General features: G+C 65.3%; 14 protein-coding genes. 9 read left to right on the forward strand and 5 right to left on the reverse strand.

The window, feature by feature from the left end; all coding sequences use genetic code 11:
• Positions 1-7 precede the first annotated feature (7 nt).
• The 4 genes from BTM36_RS05105 to BTM36_RS05120 are packed head-to-tail and all read right to left on the reverse strand — an operon-like array spanning position 8 to position 3,562.
• A complete protein-coding gene (locus BTM36_RS05105; RefSeq protein WP_077235441.1) occupies positions 8-838 on the reverse strand; it encodes a GntR family transcriptional regulator in 831 nt (276 codons plus the stop codon).
• Between the two features lie 32 nt (positions 839-870).
• Positions 871-2,124 carry an amidase gene (locus BTM36_RS05110; protein WP_077235442.1) on the reverse strand — a complete coding sequence of 418 codons (1,254 nt, stop codon included), beginning with the start codon at positions 2,122-2,124 and terminating at the stop codon, positions 871-873.
• A gap of 27 nt (positions 2,125-2,151) precedes the next feature.
• Positions 2,152-3,120 (reverse strand): polysaccharide deacetylase family protein, encoded by a 969-nt coding sequence (locus BTM36_RS05115; RefSeq protein WP_254426930.1) that lies wholly within the window; start codon positions 3,118-3,120, stop codon positions 2,152-2,154.
• 10 nt (positions 3,121-3,130) lie between these two features.
• Complete coding sequence (locus tag BTM36_RS05120; RefSeq protein ID WP_077235443.1) at positions 3,131-3,562, reverse strand: hypothetical protein; 432 nt, start codon at positions 3,560-3,562, stop codon at positions 3,131-3,133.
• 211 nt (positions 3,563-3,773) lie between these two features.
• Between BTM36_RS05120 and BTM36_RS05125 the strand changes: the two genes are divergently transcribed.
• The 5 genes from BTM36_RS05125 to BTM36_RS05145 all read left to right on the forward strand — a co-directional run bounded on the left by BTM36_RS05125 (position 3,774) and on the right by BTM36_RS05145 (position 10,595).
• Positions 3,774-4,958: an ABC transporter substrate-binding protein gene (locus tag BTM36_RS05125; RefSeq protein ID WP_077235444.1), complete on the forward strand. Its 1,185-nt coding sequence runs from the start codon at positions 3,774-3,776 to the stop codon at positions 4,956-4,958.
• A 68-nt stretch (positions 4,959-5,026) separates the two neighbouring features.
• Positions 5,027-5,905 (forward strand): branched-chain amino acid ABC transporter permease, encoded by an 879-nt coding sequence (locus BTM36_RS05130; protein ID WP_077235445.1) that lies wholly within the window; start codon positions 5,027-5,029, stop codon positions 5,903-5,905.
• Positions 5,902-8,508 carry a branched-chain amino acid ABC transporter ATP-binding protein/permease gene (locus tag BTM36_RS05135; protein ID WP_077235446.1) on the forward strand — a complete coding sequence of 869 codons (2,607 nt, stop codon included), beginning with the start codon at positions 5,902-5,904 and terminating at the stop codon, positions 8,506-8,508. Before BTM36_RS05130 ends, BTM36_RS05135 begins: the two co-directional genes overlap by 4 nt.
• 18 nt (positions 8,509-8,526) lie before the next feature.
• Complete coding sequence (hpxZ, locus tag BTM36_RS05140; RefSeq protein ID WP_077235447.1) at positions 8,527-8,940, forward strand: oxalurate catabolism protein HpxZ; 414 nt, start codon at positions 8,527-8,529, stop codon at positions 8,938-8,940.
• A gap of 71 nt (positions 8,941-9,011) precedes the next feature.
• Positions 9,012-10,595 carry a gamma-glutamyltransferase family protein gene (locus BTM36_RS05145; protein ID WP_077235448.1) on the forward strand — a complete coding sequence of 528 codons (1,584 nt, stop codon included), beginning with the start codon at positions 9,012-9,014 and terminating at the stop codon, positions 10,593-10,595.
• Between the two features lie 96 nt (positions 10,596-10,691).
• On the opposite strand, the gene BTM36_RS28570 is transcribed toward BTM36_RS05145, so the two are convergent.
• Positions 10,692-10,979 carry a hypothetical protein gene (locus BTM36_RS28570; protein WP_174616811.1) on the reverse strand — a complete coding sequence of 96 codons (288 nt, stop codon included), beginning with the start codon at positions 10,977-10,979 and terminating at the stop codon, positions 10,692-10,694.
• On the opposite strand from BTM36_RS28570, the gene BTM36_RS05150 reads away from it, so the two are divergent.
• From BTM36_RS05150 to kdpB, 4 genes are all read left to right on the forward strand, one after another.
• Positions 10,969-13,050, forward strand: coding sequence for a diguanylate cyclase (locus BTM36_RS05150; RefSeq protein ID WP_368730704.1), 2,082 nt, complete (start codon positions 10,969-10,971; stop codon positions 13,048-13,050). The genes BTM36_RS28570 and BTM36_RS05150 overlap by 11 nt on opposite strands.
• A gap of 338 nt (positions 13,051-13,388) precedes the next feature.
• Positions 13,389-13,478, forward strand: a complete 90-nt coding sequence (kdpF, locus tag BTM36_RS05155) for a K(+)-transporting ATPase subunit F (protein ID WP_017452361.1) — start codon at positions 13,389-13,391, stop codon at positions 13,476-13,478.
• 1 nt (position 13,479) lies between these two features.
• Complete coding sequence (gene kdpA, locus BTM36_RS05160) at positions 13,480-15,261, forward strand: potassium-transporting ATPase subunit KdpA (RefSeq protein ID WP_077235449.1); 1,782 nt, start codon at positions 13,480-13,482, stop codon at positions 15,259-15,261.
• Positions 15,262-15,418: 157 nt separating this feature from the next.
• On the forward strand, positions 15,419-17,521 hold the full coding sequence (gene kdpB, locus BTM36_RS05165) for a potassium-transporting ATPase subunit KdpB (protein WP_254426947.1): 2,103 nt from the start codon (positions 15,419-15,421) through the stop codon (positions 17,519-17,521).
• Positions 17,522-17,534 lie beyond the last annotated feature (13 nt).

A 17,534-nucleotide genomic window follows, 5' to 3' on the forward strand; every position in this document is an offset into this window, starting at 1 on the left:
CGAAGGCTTATTCCATCCCCAGCATCCGTGCCAGGCTGTTGCCGCTCTTCTCGCTGACCAGGTGGATATGTTCTTCCAGCGACAGCAGATGGGCTTCCATGGCCGCCACCGCGCCCTCGGCATCGCCCCGTTCGATCAGGTCCACGATATGGGTGTGTTCGTCATGCTCGCAGGCCGCATAGCCGGCCGGCTCATGCAGCGCCACGATCAGCGAGCAGCGTGACACCAACTCGCTCAGGTAGCGTTGCAACGTGGCATTGCGCGACAGTTCGGCCACCCGCATGTGGAAGGACGACGCCAGCCGCGCCCAGTGCGTCTGCGCATAGCTGTGCATGACCTCGTGTTCTTCCTTCAGTTGCCGGCGCAGCTTGGCCAGGTCGGCGCGGGTGGCGTTCTGCACCGCCAGGCGCATGATGGCGCCTTCCAGTGCACGTCGCGCCTGGAAGATTTCGCGTGTCTCTTCCGGCGTCGGCATGGCCACCACCGCCCCGCGATTGGGCCGCAACTCCACGATGTGTTCATGTGCCAGTTTCTGCAAGGCCTTCTGCACCACCGTGCGTCCCACGCCGAACAGCTCGCACAGGGCCGCCTCCGGCAGCTTGGTCCCCGGCGTCAGGCGCTGGCTCATCACACTGTCGAAAACGGTCTGGTAGATGCGGGCGATGATGTCCTCGCCCACTTCGCCGTCCAGTACCAGTGCGGGGGCATCGGTGAGCGCGTCGTGCCGCACGCGGGGGCGGCCGGCGCGGCTCTGTCGGGCCGGTGCCGGGCTCACCTCCGGAGGCTTGCGGGTACGGGAAGAGGGCTTGGCAGTCTTGCGGGGAGAGGTGTCGCTCATCGTCTTGTCGAGTGGTGGTTCGCGCCCGGAACTCAGCCGGCGCCGCCTTGCAGCGTGCGCCAGATGCGGGTCGCCAGCCCGATCAGGGCCAGGTCGCTGCCCGCCGGGCCCAGCAATGATACGCCGATCGGCAGCCCGGCGGGGCTGGTAAAGGGCAGGCTCACCTGCGGCAGACCCGCCAGTCCAGCCACACAGGTCAGCCGGAAGGTGCGTGCGCGTACCTGATCGATCTCGGCCGCGCTGGCATCGCGCAGCGGCGCCACGCTGGATGCGGAGGGAATCACCGCCACCCCGTCGGCCCCCAGCAAGGTGCGCACCCGATGACGTACCAGGTCCTGTTTCTCCCGTGCGGCGCGGGCGGTCTCGGCGCTGGTCTCACGCGCCATGTCCCAGCGTGCCTGCACGGCCGGGCCGAACAGCGGCCGGGTCTGGCTGATCCAGTCACCGTGGCATTGCCAGGCGTCGTAGGCCGAGGCACTGACGTAGGCCTGGCGCCACCTTTCCAGCTCTCCCTCCGCGCCCGACAGGCGCATGTGTTCGCCCGGCATGGTGCTGCGCAGGCCCTCATAGACCCGGTGCAGGACCGGGTGGAATTCAGGATCGGCCAGTTCCAGCATGTCGAACGGCAGCAAGACCTTGCGCAGCGGCGTATCGGCGGTTCCCGGCAGCAGCGCCCGGCCGACGCGCTCGAAGACCTCGGGGTCGTGCGCCAGCCAGGTGGCAGTGTCGAAGCTGGGGCAGAGCGGCGCCATGCTGGCCGTGGACAGCAGGCCGAAGCTGGTGCGCAAGCCCCACACGCCGCAATAGCTGGCCGGCACCCGGGTCGAGCCGCCGGTATCGGTGCCCAGCGCGAAGTCGCACAAGCGTGCCGCCACGGCCGCCGCCGAACCGCTGGAAGAGCCACCCGGCACGCGCTCCGGCGCGGCACTGTTGATCGGCGTGCCGTAGTGGTGGTTGTCACCGTGGATGCTGTAGGCCAGCTCATCGGTCAGGGTCTTGCCGACCAGCGTGGCACCGGCCTGCAGCAATTGATCGACCAGTGCATTGCTGCGCCGGGGGATGGGGTGTGTGCGCAGCCAGTCGGGATTGCCGGCGCCGGTGGGCTGGCCGGCCACGTCGAACAGGTCCTTGGCCGCGAAGCGCAGCCCGGCCAGCGGACCGCTGGCGGTGCCGGCGAGGGTGAAACGTCCATGCGCAACGAAGGCGCCGACGTGGTCATCGATGTCGAAGGCGGTGGTGGCGTTGGTGTTGGTGATGGCAGGTGCAATGCCTGAAGCAGTATTCAACTCATTCTCCAGAAACGGATGCCGGCCTCAGAAAGGCTGGCGCAATTGTTCCAGCGATGCGACGTGGTCGCAGATGGCACCGGGGGTGGTGAACCAGATCTCTCCCCGGTCGCGGGCGGCCGCCAGGTGTTGCAGGGCGCTGCGCAGATGGCGCAGACGATAGGGCTGGCCCACCAGATAGGGGTGCAGGGCGATCCCCATCACCAGCGGTTGCTGTACCGACTGCTCCAGCATCTCGTCGAAGTTGTCCACGATCATGCGGGAGAAATCGCGCCCGTCCATCTGGCGTGCCACGATCATGGGAATGTCGTTCAACTCCTGCGGATAGGGAATCGACCACAGCGTCTCCCCGCTGCGCGTGAGCATGTGTACCGGCTGGTCGTCATGCGCCCAGTTGAGGGTGTAGCGATATCCCGTTTCCTGCAGCAGGTCCGGCGTGACCAGGCTCTCCGAAATCCAGGGCGAAAGCCAGCCGGTGGGGGCCACCCCGCTCTCGGCACCGATGCGCTCGCGGCAGTGACGCAGCAGCGCCGCTTCTGCCGCTTCGTCCAGCCTGCCTTGCTGATGGGCGTTGGTGTGGCCGTGACCGATCAACTCATCCCCTCGCGCCACAAAGGCCGCCACCAGCTCGGGGCAGTGATCGTAAAGTGCGGTATTGATCAACACCCCGGCTGGCAAGCCCAGTTGCTCGAACAGTTCGAGACAACGCCAGGCGCCGACCCGGTTGCCGTATTCCCGCCAGGCGTAGTTGAGCACATCCGGTTCGGGGCACACCGGTCCCAGCTTGGCCCCCAAGCCCTCGCCGAAGGCAAAGTGCTCAATGTTGAAGCCCAGGTAGACCGCCAGTCGGGCGCCATTGGGCCAGCGATAGTGCGGCCGGCGATGGATGGCCGAATAGCCGAAGCGGCCATGCGAGGGCAGGGCGCCGTAGGTATCGCGGCCGGCGTCTTGTCCCAGCGCAGCGTCGGCGCCTGGTGGCAGGATGGTGGTCTGCATGCGTCCTCCCTCAGAGTTCGGCCAGACCGGCGCGCACCAGCATGCGTTCGGCGCTGTCGTTCCACACGTCCATCTGTACGATCAGCCCGTGGCGCACCACGTAGCGGTCGACGTAACGGTTGCCTTCGAAGGCCTCGCCATCGGGCCAGACACCGTACAGCGTGCCGCGGTTATAGACGATGGCCTGTTCCAGCGTGGCACCGGTCACCACTTCGGTCGCTTCGAAACGCTTCTTGACCCAGCCGTAGCGTCCGGCATTGAAGGCCGCACATTGTGCAGGATCGATCATCTCGCGCCCGCCGGTAAAGCAGATTTTCAGCTCCGGCGAAACGAAACGGCGCGCCGCCACCGGATCGGGAATCATCAGCACACGCAGGTATTCATCTACCAGCGCGGCAGGATCGTAGGTCAGGGGGCTGCTTGATGATGGTGCGGCGTGCATCATTTTCTCCAGGGTCTGCACAATATCTGTGCGTTATTGACTGCAATTCAAATAGGTTATCGGTGGCAATAATCTCTAATAAATGCTGCGACTATTAGATAAATATTGTCGGCAATAATTAAGCGATACGGTGCTGCTTGGCATAGCCCTTGCATAAGTCATGCCGGGCAGAGCACTCACTCAATTACTGGAACCTACTGGAGGGATTCACATGATCCGTTTCACGCGCCGTACCCTGATCGCCGCTGCAGCAGCCACCGTCGCCACCGCACTGTCGCCGCTGGCGCTGGCCGCCGACACCATCAAGATCGGTCTGGTCACCGCCCTGTCGGGCCAGTCCGCACAGGCCGGCGAAGCCTTGACCCGCGGCATGAGCATTGCCATCGACGAGATCAACGCCAAGGGCGGCCTGCTCGGTGGCCGCAAGCTGGAACTGGTGCGCCGCGATGACGAAGGCAACCCCGCCAAGGGCGTGGTGGCGGCGCGCGAACTGATCTTCAAGGAAAAGGTGGCGGTACTCTTCGGCGGCCTCGATACGCCGGTGTCGATGGCCATCGTTCCCATCATCAACCAGGAAAAAGTCCCCTTCGTCGGTCCCTGGGCAGCGGGCACCGGTGTGACCAAGAACGGCGCCAATCCCAACTACGCCTTCCGCGTCTCGGCCGTGGATGAGCTGGTGGACAAGGCCATGCTCAACTATGCGCAAAAGACCTTCAAGAGCAGCAAGGCCGGCCTGATCCTGGTCAACAATCCCTGGGGCGAGTCCAACGAGAAGGGCATCGTCGCCGCACTGGCCGAGAAGGGCATGAAGCCCGCCGGCATCGAGAAGTTCGAAGCCAGCGACGTCGACGTGGTGCCGCAACTGAGCCGCCTCAAGGCCGCCGGTGCCGATACCCTGTATCTGGTGGGCAACGTCGGTCCCTCGGCGCAGGTGGTCAAGTCGCTTGATCGCATGGGCTGGAAGGTGCCGGTGGTGTCGCACTGGGGACCGGCCGGCGGCCGCTTCACCGAACTGGCCGGACCAAACGCCAAAAACGTCCACTTCATCCAGACCTTCAGCTTCTTCGGCAAGCTCTCCCCGGTGGGCGAGAAGGTGGTGGCCGAGCTCAAGGCCAAGTATCCCGCCATCAAGGGGCCGGACGACATCACTCCCGCCGTCGGCGTGGCCAATGCCTATGACGGCATGCAGCTGGCCGCGCTGGCCATCGCCAAGGCAGGTTCCACCAATGGCGATGCAGTGCGCGAGGGCTTCTACAAGATCGATCGCTACGAAGGCCTGATCAAGACCTACGTCAAGCCGTTCAGCCCCGGTGTGCATGACGCCCTGCAGGCCGACGACTATGTCTGGGCGCAGTTCATCGACAACCGCATCCTGCCGGTCGGCCTGAGCCAGTAACGCAAACTTGGAAAGAAACGCGCCACCTTTCGCCCGTGCAGGGCCACGGGTGGCGCCAGGAGAACACGATGTTGCTGTTGTCGGCACTGATCAGCGGATTCGGACTGGGGAGCATGTACGGTCTGATGGCGCTCGGCTTCTACATGACGTATGCCGTTTCCGGCACCGTCAATTTTGCACAGGGCAGCTCCATGATGCTGGGCGCCGTGCTGTGCTTCACCTTCGCCCAGACCCTGGGCTGGCCGATGTGGCTGGCCATCCTGCTGGCCCTGGCAGCCTGTGCGCTGTACGGATTGTTGGTGGAGATACTGGCGGTGCGCCCCTTCGCGCGCCAGGGCTCCAATGCCTGGCTGATGTCCACCGTGGCGCTGGGCATCGTGCTCGATAACCTGGTCATGCATACCTTCGGCAAGGAGCCGCGCAGCCTGCCTTCGCCGCTGGCGCTGTCGTCCATCGAACTGGGCGGCATGGGCCTGGGCGTGTACCCGCTGCACCTGCTGATCCCGGCCATCGGCCTGGCGCTGGCCGCCTTGCTGCATACCGTCTCGCGTCGCACCCGCTGGGGGACGGCCCTGCTGGCGGTGGTGCAGAACCGCGATGCGGCGCGCCTGATGGGCATTCCCATCACCCGCGCCATCGCGGTGGCCTTCGCGCTCTCGACCCTGCTGGCCGGCGTGGCCGGGGTACTGATCGCGCCGCTGTTCAACGTCAATGCCGACATGGGTACGCTGTTCGGCCTGAAGGCCTTCGCGGTGGCCATCCTCGGTGGCATCACCAGCGCCTGGGGCGTGATGATCGCCGGCCTGCTGTTCGGCATGGCCGAGGCTCTCATCACGGCCACCCTCGGTTCCGGTTACACCCAGATCATCACCTTCGCTTTGGTGATCGTGGTGCTGGCCATTCGTCCCAACGGCCTGTTCGGCCGCGCACAGGTGAAAAAGGTATGAATCGTCTGCCCCCTTCCATTGCCCGCAGTCCGCAGGCTACGGGCTCCACGTCGCCAGCATCGGCAGCATCGGCCGAGCCTTCTTCCTCATCCAACATCAAGCTCGGATTGGGTACGCCCGCCGCACTGATGTTTTCTGCGCTGGGCCTGATCGCCGCCATCACGCTGGCGCTCTCGATCAACAGCTACTACGTCTTCGTGCTGGCCGGCATTGCGCTGGTGGCCATCGTCGGCATCGGTCTGAACGTCCTGATCGGCCTGACCGGACAGGTCTCCTTCGGCCATGTCGGCTTCTATGCAGTGGGCGCCTATACGGTTGCCATCCTCACCACCAAGGCCGGGCTGTCGTTCTGGCTGGCCTGGCCACTGGCAGCGGTGGTTGCGGGTGCGCTGGGCATGCTGTTGGCGCTGCCGGCACTGCGCGTGAAGGGGCCTTACCTGGCCATGATCACGATTGCCTTCAGCTTCATCATCCAGCACGCCATCATCGAACTGCGCGACCTCACCGGTGGCCAGAACGGCATCATGGGTCTGGCCGCACCATCCTTCATGGGTTTGCAGGCCGAGCGCGCGATTGCCGTGCTGGGTCTGGTAACGGCGGCGGTGGTACTGGCCGCCTACTGCTGGCTCTCGCGCGGCAGCTGGGGCGCAGCTATGCGCGCCGTGCGCGACAGCGAGACGGCGGCCGAATCCATCGGTCTCAATCCGCTGGTGATCAAGACCGTCGCCTTCGCGGTGTCGGCTGCACTGGCCGGCCTGGCGGGTGGGCTCTTCGCGCCGCTGTCCACCTTCGTCACGCCGGACACCTTCAGCTTCATGCAGTCCATCCTCTTCGTACTGGTGGTGGTGCTGGGGGGCTCCGGTTCCATCCTTGGCCCGGTGATCGGTGCCGTGATCGTGGGTGCGCTGCCGGAACTGCTGTCCAGCCTGGAAGACTATCGTCTCCTGTTCTTCGGTGCCTTGCTGCTGCTGGTACTGTGGGTCGCCCCGGATGGCGTGACGGGACTGCTGGGCAAGCTCGCTGCGCGCCTGCGCAAGCCAGCCGTCTTCGCACCTTCCGTCACCGCTACGCCGGACGATGACATGGCCCAGCCGGCGCTGCCGTCGAGGACGCGCCGCACCTTGTCCGCGGACGGACTCACCATGGTCTTCGGCGGCGTGCGTGCCGTCAGCGATCTCGGCTTCGAGGTGCCCGGTGCCGCCGTCACCAGCCTGATCGGCCCCAACGGCGCCGGCAAGACCACGGCGCTGAACATGCTCTCCGGCTTCTATCGCCCCAGCGCCGGTCGCTTCGTGCTGGGCGATACCGAACTGGCCGGCCTGCCGGCCTTCCGTATCGCCCGTCATGGCGTGGCCCGTACCTACCAGACTTCGCAACTGTTCGGCAGCCTGTCGGTGGCCGACAACGTGGCGCTGGCCTGCGGCCGTGGTCGCCTGGGCGGCCTGCTGTCCTCGCGTGGCTTCCTGGCCGGCGCGGTGCGCGAGCGCAGCCGCCGCCTGCTGGACTTCTGCGGCTATCGCGGTGCACTCGACATTCCCAGCGCCGATCTGGCCCACGTGGACCGTCGACTCGTGGAAATCGCCCGGGCGCTGGCCGCCGATCCCGACGTGCTGTTGCTCGATGAACCGGCTGCCGGCCTGTCGCGCGAAGACAAGACCTTGCTGGCGCAACTGCTGACCCGCATCGCCGAGGCCGGCATCAGCGTGGTAGTGGTCGAGCACGATATGGAATTGGTGATGCAGATTTCGCGCCGCATCGTGGTCCTGGACGCCGGCCAGCGCCTGGCCATCGGCAGCCCGCAGGAAGTACAGAACGACCCCGCCGTGCGCAAGGCCTACCTGGGCGAGGGCGGCCAGCAGCCGGTGGCGGCGGCCCGCGCTGCAGTGGCCGGTGCCAGCGAATTGCTGGGCGTGGGCGAGCTGGTCACAGGCTATGGCGCCGAACCGGTCCTGCATGGCATCAACCTGCAGGTCAGGCAGGGCGAGATGATTGCGCTGCTGGGCGCCAATGGTGCCGGCAAGTCCACCCTGATGCGCGCATTGGCCGGTTTGCATCGTCCGGTAGAAGGCGGCATCCACGCCGGTGGCGTGAACCTGATGCACCTGCGCGCCGAGCAGATCGTGCGCCATGGCGTGGTACTGGTGCCGGAGGGACGGCAGGTGTTCCCTGAACTCTCGGTGCTGGACAATATCCGCCTCGGTGCCTTCCTCTATCCGCAGGATGTGGACGCGCGGGTAGAGGAGATGCTGGGGCGTTTCCCGCGCCTGCGTGAGCGCCTGCATCATCGCGCCGGCCTGCTCTCTGGCGGCGAGCAGCAGATGCTGGCCATCGCCCGTGGCCTGATGTCGCGTCCGCGTGTGCTGCTGCTGGATGAACCATCTCTGGGACTGGCGCCGAAGGTGATCGCCGAACTGTTCGCGGCACTGGACCAGTTGCGCCGCGAAAACATGACCATCGTGCTGGTGGACCAGATGGCGGCCCTGGCGCTGTCGCTGGCCGACCGCGCCTATGTGATCGAAGGCGGGCGCGTGGTGGCACAGGGCACGGCCGCCGAGATCGCCGCCAATGATGCCCTGGCCAAGGCCTATCTGGGCGCCCACTGAGGACACAGAGGAATCAGCATGGAATCGACACAACCGTTCGAGATCAACCTGCCGGAGGTGGTGGCCGAAGTGCGCCATGCCTTCCAGCGTTATGAAGTAGCCCTGACCACCAACCAGGTCGAGGTGCTGGATGAACTCTTCCTCGATGGACCGCATACCGTACGCTACGGCGCCACCGAGAACCTGGTCGGGACCGAGGCCATCCGCGCCTTTCGCCAGGGGCGCTCGCCGAAGAACCTGATGCGCACCCTGGGCCAGACCGTCATCACCACCTACGGTCAGGACTATGCCGTCGCCAATACCGAGTTCATCCGCGAGGGGGAAACGCGCATCGGCCGCCAGAGCCATACCTGGCTGCGCCTGCCGCAGGGCTGGCGCATCGTCGCCGCGCATGTTTCCTGGATGGATGCACCGAAAACGATACCGGCCTGAACGCTGCGCCGTCCCCGGTTATCATCGCCGCATTGCCTTCCCATCCAATATAAAAACCTCAGGAGTCAGCCATGTTGTATAGCAAGACCTGTCTGGGCGGTATGGTCACCGCCCCTCATCACCTGGCCGCCCAAGCCGGCGCGCAGATCCTGCGCGAAGGCGGCAATGCGGTCGAAGCCATGGTGGCTGCGGCGGCCGCCATCGCGGTAGTCTATCCGCACATGAACGGCATCGGCGGCGATGGCTTCTGGCTGATCAGCGAGCCCGGTCGCGAGCCGGTGGCCATCCGCGCCTGCGGACCGTCGGCGGGTCTGGCGACCAAGGCGTTCTATGCCGGGCATGGCTACAGCGCGGTACCCACCCGTGGCGCGCATGCGGCCCTGACGGTGGCCGGCGCCGTGGGCGGCTGGTCGGCCGCGCTCGATTACGCGCAACGCTTCGGCCGCGCTCTGCCGCTGCCGGTGCTCTTGGCCGACGCCATCCGTCACGCACAGGCCGGGGTCCCCATCACCCGTTCGCAACATGAACTCACCCGCGACAAGTGGGCCGAACTCAAGGATCAGCCTGGCTTCGCCGCCACCTATGCCGCGGCCGGCATTCCGGCCCAGGGCACGGTGCTGAAACAGCCAGCCCTGGCCGCCAGCCTGTCGCGCCTGGCCGAAGCCGGGCTGGACGACTTCTATCGCGGCGACCTCGCCGCCACCCTGGCTGCGGGCCTGGAAGCGGCCGGCAGCCCGGTACGTCGTGCCGATCTGGAAGCCTTCCGCGCCCAGATCGTGCAGCCGTTGATGGTGCAATTGCGCTCAGGCCGCGTCTACAACCTGCCGCCGCCGACGCAGGGCGTTTCCGCGCTGATGATCATCGGCCTGTTCGACCGGCTGGGGATCACCGAGGCCGACGGCTTCGCCCATATCCACGGCCTGGTGGAAGCGACCAAGCGCGCCTTCATCCTGCGCAACAAGCATGTCACGGACCCGGCCCAAATGAGCGTGGACGCGGCGCACTGGCTGCTGGCCGATGCACTGGACCAGGAAGCCCGCCAGATCCACCTGCAGCAGGCCGCGCCATGGCCGCATCCGGCCAAGCCCGGCGACACCATCTGGATGGGCGCGGCCGATGCGCAGGGCCGCGTGGTCAGCTACATCCAGAGCATCTTCTGGGAATTCGGCAGCGGCGTGGTGCCGGCCGATACCGGCATCGTCTGGCAGAACCGTGGCGCCAGCTTCACCCTGGACGATGGCGCCAACCAGCTGCAACCCGGCAAGCTGCCGTTCCATACCCTCAATCCCTCGCTGGCGCGTCTGGAGGATGGCCGTACCCTGGCCTACGGCACCATGGGTGGGGAAGGGCAGCCGCAGACCCAGGCCGCCGTATTCACCCGTCATGTGCTCTTCGGCCAGAACCTGCAGGCCGCCGTCAGCGCACCGCGCTGGCTGCTGGGGCGGACCTGGGGCGATGTCTCCACCAACCTGAAGGTCGAAGGCCGGGTGCCGGCCGCTACCATCGACGCCCTGCGCCAGGCAGGTCACGAAGTGCAGGTGGTGGAGGAATACACCGACATGATGGGACACGCCGGCGCCGTCTGCGTGCATCCGGATGGCGTCATCGAAGGCGCCACCGATCCCCGCGCCGATGGCGTGTGTGCCGGCCTGTAAATCTCCATTCCCCACCCCGCGACGGATGGCCGCGATCCTCACAGATCGTCGCCATCCGTTGTCTTTTTGCATTTCCCGCCTGTCGGGAAATGCTGTCTATTGCGCGCTTTTGTCTGCAGTCATGTCGCTTTGAGGGAGAAGCGCTGCGGAGTATTGGTGAGTATTTTCCTGCGTAAAAATTTTCTCGAAGTTTTTCGGGAAATGCGATGAAAAACCATAGTTGTTCTGGCAAGATGCCGAAATACCCAAGCGGTTCACAGGGGAGCCGTCATGCATCCAGTCGTATCGCAGCATTTTGTCTGAATTGAACAAGAAAAACGCCCCATCTCCGCCGAATCTGTCGTCGCTGATTACGCTGGGGGTGGTTATAACCGTGCTCATCACGACCGTGTCAGTGCTGATTCTGGTGGATCAGTTCACGCGCGGTTATGCGCGTTCGGAGTCCGAAACACGCATGAAGCAGCTGGCCTGGCAGATGCAGGACGCGCTTGAGCGCGGCATGAGTGAACGCGAAATCGATCTGCGCCTGCTGTTGCAACGCCCGTCCATCCGCGCCGCGACTGACGTAGCGCGCGTGCGCCGGGTGCTCAACGAACTGCAGTCCAATGTGCCGCACTATGCCTGGATCGGCCTGGCGCAACCCGATGGTGCCGTACTGGCGGCTACCAATGGCTTGCTTGAAGGTGTCAGCGTGGCCGAGCGCCCCTGGTTTCAGGAAGGCCGGAAAAGCGAATACGCGGGCGACTACCATCCCGCACTCCTCCTGAGCAAGAAGCTGCAGCCGCAGTCCGATCCCTGGCGTTTCGTCGACCTCTCCGCACCCGTGCAGGATGCAAATGGCCATCTGGTGGGGGTGCTGGGCATGCAGCTGTCCTGGAGCTGGGCCCGCGATATCGCCGCCAAGCTGCTCGACCCCACCGGCAACCGCTATGACGTCGACGTGATCATCGTGCGCGATGACGACACCGTCATCCTCGGTCCCCGCAATCTCGAAGAAACCAAGATCGATACCGCCAGCCTGCGTGCCGCACGCGCCTCGCGTACCGGCGGCTCGCTGCTGGAGACCTGGCCCGACGGTCTGCGTTATGTCACCGGTTACGCCCGTACCGGCCGGCAGGGCGGCATGAAACTGAACTGGAGCGTGCTGGTGCGCCAGCCCGAATCGGTGGCGCTGGCCGCCTTCCGCGATCTGGAGCGACGCGTGATCGTGGTCGGCACGCTCTCCGGGGCCGTGCTGGTGATCCTGGCCTATGTGCTCACGCGACGCCTGGTGGCGCCCATCAACGCACTCTCGGCAGCGCTGGAGCAACGCGCCGCCGGTCGCTCCGACGTCTCCATCCCGCGGGTGGACAGCTATCGCGAAATCCATCTGCTGTCCTCCACCCTGGTCAACATGGTGGCCCGCGAAGAAAGCTATCTGCGCGAAGTGCGCTCCCTCAATGAAAGCCTGGAGCATCGCGTCGCCGAGCGCACCAGCCGCCTGCACGAGACTGCCACCGCCCTGCAGCAGGCGCTGGACCAGCAACAGGCCAACCAGATCCAGCTGGAAGAAAGCGCCGCTGAACTGCGCGCCATCCTGGAAAACGCTCAGGACGCCTTCATTGCCGCCGACGAACACGGTCGGGTGGTCGAATGGAACCGTCAGGCCGAACTGCTGCTGGGCTGGCCACGTGACCAGGCCATGGGGCGCGACATGGCCGAACTGATCATCCCGCCCGACATGCGCGCCGCCCACAATCGCGGCATGGAGAAGTTCTTCGAAGATGGCACCAGCGTGGTCATCAACAACCGCATCGAACTGCAGGCCCTGCATCACGATGGACATGAACTGCCCATCGAGATCACGGTCGGGCATGTCAAGCGCCAGAGCGGCCACCTGTTCATCGCCTTCCTGCACGACATCACCGAACGGCTGGCCTTCCGCGACCAGATGCGCGAACTGGCCCTCACCGACGTACTGACCAGCCTGCCCAATCGCCGCGCCTTCAGCGACCGCCTGCCCGAGGGCATGATGCGCGCACGCCGCGCCCATCAACTGCTGGCGCTGTTCTTCATGGACCTGGATGGCTTCAAGGGCATCAACGACCGCTATGGTCACGAAGCCGGCGATGAACTGCTGGTCGAGTTTGCGAGGCGTCTGCAACAATCGGTGCGCGACGTCGATACCGTGGCGCGCCTGGCCGGCGACGAGTTCGTGGTGATCCTGGAAAACCTGCAATCCCAGGAAGACGCCCTGATGGTGGCCGAGAAGGTCCTCCATACCATCCGCGAACCCTTCCAGCTGACCCACTCCACGGTCAACATCTCCAGCAGTATCGGGGTGGCGGTCTATCACCCCGACCTGGACGGCGAAGTCGGCCCCGAAGAACTCCTGGCCATGGCCGACAAGGCCATGTACGCCGCCAAGCGCCTGGGCAAGAACCGCGTCGAACTGGGCAAGGTGTCCGACGTCTGATCGGCCGGCGCTGCCGGCCGCTATTGTTTTCTCCTGCAAGTCACCTCTTCTCGCCCGACCCCACCTCGCTCCGCCGTACGTCATCACCTTGCCTGCCCACGTTTACGTCTTGTTTACACCCCCGCCCCAAACATTTACCCGGATTTAATGCCGCTTTCCCTATCGTTCCACTGTCGCTGATTCCGGTTCCCGGAGCGGCGGGACACAACGTCAACAATGGAGTGGGAAATGTGGCAAACGGATTTTCTCTACGTGGGTATGCTGCTGCTCTGCGGCATCTCGATGTGGGCATTCATCGCCCTGTGCAGCCGTCTGGAACGGCAGGAAGGCGAGAAGAAATGAACCTCATGTATCTGCTGGGGCTGGTCGTTTCCATTGCCCTGTTGCTGTACCTGGTCTATGCGCTGATCAAGCCGGAGGACTTCTGACATGGACAGCAACAACTACCTCCAGCTCGGCCTCTACCTGGCCGTGCTGCTGATTCTCTCCCTGCCGCTGGGCTGGTACATGGCCCGCGTGATGGAGGGAAAGTCACGCGTGAACCGCCTCTTCGGTGGCGTCGAACGCGTCTTCTATCGCCTCTGTGGCATCAGCCGCGAGCAAGACATGGACTGGAAGCAGTACGCCATCGCCGTGGTGCTGTTCAACTTCCTCGGGCTGATCGTGGTGTACCTGCTGCAGCGCCTCCAGCAATGGTTGCCGCTCAATCCGCAGGCCTTGCCCACCATCAGTCCCGACTCGTCCTTCAACACCGCGTTGAGCTTCGTTACCAATACCAACTGGCAGGGCTATGCGGGTGAAGCCACCATGAGCTACCTGACCCAGATGGCGGCGCTGGCGGTACAGAACTTCCTCTCGGCGGCCACCGGCATTGCGATCGCCTTCGCGCTCATTCGCGGCTTTGCCCGCCACAGCAGCAAGGGCATCGGCAACTTCTGGGTGGACCTGACCCGCAGCACGCTCTATGTGCTGCTGCCGCTGTCGGTGGTGCTGGCCCTGGTGCTGGTGCAGCAGGGCAGCATCCAGAACTTCCGCGCCTACCAGGAAGTGAAGACGCTGGAAGTGACCCACTACACCGTGCCAAAACTGGATGCTGCCGGCCAGCCTTTAAAGGATGCCAAGGGCGAACCGCTGGTCGATGCCCAGAGCACCGACCGGCAGACCTTGCCGATGGGACCGGTGGCCTCGCAGGAGGCCATCAAGATGATCGGCACCAACGGCGGTGGCTTCTTCAATGCCAACTCGGCCCACCCCTACGAGAACCCGACTCCGCTCTCCAACTTCCTGCAGATGCTGGCCATCCTCATCATTCCGGCCGCGCTCTGTACCAGCTTCGGCGTGCTGGTTGGTGACCGGCGCCAGGGCTGGGCCATCCTGGCCTCGATGACACTGCTGTTCGTGGTGCTCACGCTGGTACTGATGTACAGCGAATCGCAGACCAACCCCATGCTGGCGTCGCTGCACGCTTCCGGCCCCGGCATGATGGAAGGCAAGGAGACCCGCTTCGGCATCCCGGCCTCGGCCCTGTTCGCTTCCATCACCACGGCGGCTTCCTGCGGTGCGGTCAATGCCATGCACGACTCGCTCTCGCCACTGGGCGGGCTGGTGCCGATGCTGCAGATGCAACTGGGTGAGGTGGTGTTCGGCGGCGTCGGCTCGGGCCTGTACGGCATGCTCATCTTCGCGGTGCTGGCGGTGTTCATCGCCGGCCTGATGATCGGCCGTACGCCCGAATACCTGGGCAAGAAGATCGGCGTGTTCGACATGAAGATGATGTCGATCGCCATCCTCATGACCCCGGCCCTGGTGCTGATCTTCACCGCCCTGTCGGTGATGGTGGAGGGCGGCCTGGCCGGCATCGCCAACCCCGGTGCGCATGGTTTCTCGGAAATCCTGTACGCCTTCAGCTCGGCGGCCAACAACAACGGCAGCGCCTTTGCCGGGCTCTCGGCCAATACGCCGTACTACAACATCACGACCGGCCTCTGCACCTGGCTGGGCCGCTTCGGCATCATCGTGCCGGTGCTGGCCATGGCCGGTTCGCTGGCCGGCAAGAAGCGCCTGGCGGCCACGTCCGGCACCTTGCCCACGCACGGTCCGCTGTTCGTGGCCCTGCTGATCGGCGCGGTGATCCTGGTGGGTGCGCTGACCTATGTGCCGGCACTGGCGCTGGGTCCGGTGGTGGAACACCTGCAGATGATGGCGATGTAATTGAATCGATGGCTTGCGCGGCAGGGGCGTAGATGGCCCGCGCCGCGCAGCAACCCGCAACGGAAAACCTATGACTACCCCTTCCAGCAATACTCCGGCCGCTGCCAGCAAGCTGCAGGCCGATGCCATTCCGTCCGCCGCGCAGACCGCGCGCTGGATGTTCGATCCGAAGATCGTCAAGCCGGCCCTGGCCGATGCCGTACGCAAGCTGTCGCCACGCGTGCAGTGGCGCAATCCGGTGATGTTCGTGGTCTATCTCGGTAGCATCCTGACCACGCTGCTGTTCATCCAGGCGCTGGTCGGCAAGGGTGAGGCGCAGGCCGGTTTCATCGGTGCCGTAGCCGCCTGGCTGTGGTTCACGGTCCTCTTCGCCAACTTCGCCGAGGCCCTGGCCGAGGGCCGCAGCAAGGCCCAGGCCGCGGCCCTGCGCGGGGTCAAGAAGAGCGTGACGGCCAAGAAGCTGCGCAATGCGGCCTCGGTGGCAGGCACTGCGAACGCCGCCCGCCAGTGTGAAGTGGTGGAAGGCGACAGCCTGCGCAAGGGCGACCTGATCCTCATCGAAGCCGGCGATACCGTGCCGGCCGACGGCGACGTCATCGAGGGCGTGGCCACCGTGGACGAGAGCGCCATCACCGGCGAATCGGCACCGGTGATCCGCGAATCCGGCGGCGATTTTTCGGCCGTCACCGGCGGCACGCGCGTGCTGTCGGACTGGATCGTGGTGCGGGTCTCGGTCAATCCGGGCGAAGCTTTCCTGGACCGCATGATTGCCATGGTGGAAGGCGCCAGCCGCAAGAAGACCCCCAATGAGCTGGCCCTCACGCTCTTGCTGGTGGCGTTGACGCTGGTGTTCCTGCTGGTGACGGTGACCCTGCTGCCGTTCTCGATCTTTTCCGTGACCGCCGCCGGTGCTGGTGCGCCGGTGTCGGTCACGGCCCTGGTGGCGCTGCTGGTGTGCCTGATCCCGACCACCATCGGCGGCCTGCTCTCGGCCATCGGTGTGGCCGGCATGAGCCGCATGATGCAGGCCAATGTGATCGCCACCTCCGGCCGTGCCGTGGAAGCCGCCGGTGACGTCGACGTGCTGCTGCTGGACAAGACCGGCACCATCACCCTCGGCAACCGCCAGGCCGCCGCCTTCATGCCGGCGCCGGGCGTGGCCGAGCGCGAACTGGCCGATGTCGCCCAGCTGGCCTCGCTGGCCGATGAAACGCCGGAAGGCCGCAGCATCGTGGTACTGGCCAAGAACCGCTTCAATCTGCGCGAACGCGAGATGGCCGGCCTGGGCGCGGAATTCATTCCGTTCTCGGCGCAGACCCGGGTCTCCGGCATCGACATCGGCAGCCGTCGCATCCGCAAGGGTGCTGCCGATGCCATCCGCAAGCTGGTGCGCTCGGCCGACCAGCGCCTGCCGGCGCAGGTGGAGAGCGATGTGGAAGCCATCGCCCGTCGTGGCGGTACGCCGCTGGTGGTCATCGAATGGCACGCCGAGGCGGCCGTGGTCAACCAGGGTGCGCCGATCCGCATCCTCGGCACGGTGGAGCTGAAGGACATCGTCAAGGGCGGCATCAAGGAACGTTTCGGCGAACTGCGCCGCATGGGCATCAAGACCATCATGATCACCGGTGACAATCGCCTGACCGCTGCTGCCATCGCTGCCGAAGCGGGTGTCGATGACTTCCTGGCCGAGGCCACGCCGGAGCAGAAGCTGGCGCTGATCCGCCAGCACCAGGCCGAAGGCAAGCTGGTGGCGATGACCGGCGACGGCACCAACGACGCCCCGGCGCTGGCCCAGGCCGACGTCGCCGTGGCCATGAACAGCGGCACCCAGGCGGCCAAGGAAGCCGGCAACATGGTCGATCTGGACTCCAATCCGACCAAGCTGATCGAGATCGTCGAGATCGGCAAGCAGATGCTGATGACGCGCGGCAGCCTGACCACCTTCAGCATCGCCAATGACGTGGCCAAGTATTTCGCCATCATTCCCGCCATGTTCGTGGCGACCTATCCGCAGCTGGGCGCGCTGAACGTGATGCATCTGGCCAGCCCCGACTCGGCCATCATGTCGGCCGTGATCTTCAATGCGCTGGTGATCGTCGGCCTGATCCCGCTGGCCCTGCGTGGAGTGCGTTATCGCGCCCTGGGCGCGGCCGTGCTGCTCCGTCGCAACCTGCTGATCTACGGTCTGGGTGGTCTGTTGGTGCCGTTCGTGGGCATCAAGCTGATCGATATGCTGCTGGCCGCTTTCGGCCTGGTATGAACTTGTCTCCTAG

This window comes from Herbaspirillum sp. VT-16-41 (assembly GCF_001994935.1).
GTDB lineage: Bacteria > Pseudomonadota > Gammaproteobacteria > Burkholderiales > Burkholderiaceae_D > Herbaspirillum > Herbaspirillum frisingense.

Bases quoted from the DNA above. Each gene is read 5' to 3' on its own strand.
- BTM36_RS05105 (WP_077235441.1), bottom strand. From the start codon at position 838: ATGAGCGACACCTCTCCCCGCAAGACTGCCAAGCCCTCTTCCCGTACC.
- BTM36_RS05115 (WP_254426930.1), bottom strand. From the start codon at position 3,120: ATGCAGACCACCATCCTGCCACCAGGCGCCGACGCTGCGCTGGGACAA.
- BTM36_RS05120 (WP_077235443.1), bottom strand. From the start codon at position 3,562: ATGCACGCCGCACCATCATCAAGCAGCCCCCTGACCTACGATCCTGCC.
- BTM36_RS05125 (WP_077235444.1), top strand. From the start codon at position 3,774: ATGATCCGTTTCACGCGCCGTACCCTGATCGCCGCTGCAGCAGCCACC.
- BTM36_RS05130 (WP_077235445.1), top strand. From the start codon at position 5,027: ATGTTGCTGTTGTCGGCACTGATCAGCGGATTCGGACTGGGGAGCATG.
- BTM36_RS05135 (WP_077235446.1), top strand. From the start codon at position 5,902: ATGAATCGTCTGCCCCCTTCCATTGCCCGCAGTCCGCAGGCTACGGGC.
- hpxZ (WP_077235447.1), top strand. From the start codon at position 8,527: ATGGAATCGACACAACCGTTCGAGATCAACCTGCCGGAGGTGGTGGCC.
- BTM36_RS05145 (WP_077235448.1), top strand. From the start codon at position 9,012: ATGTTGTATAGCAAGACCTGTCTGGGCGGTATGGTCACCGCCCCTCAT.
- kdpF (WP_017452361.1), top strand. From the start codon at position 13,389: ATGAACCTCATGTATCTGCTGGGGCTGGTCGTTTCCATTGCCCTGTTG.
- kdpA (WP_077235449.1), top strand. From the start codon at position 13,480: ATGGACAGCAACAACTACCTCCAGCTCGGCCTCTACCTGGCCGTGCTG.
- kdpB (WP_254426947.1), top strand. From the start codon at position 15,419: ATGTTCGATCCGAAGATCGTCAAGCCGGCCCTGGCCGATGCCGTACGC.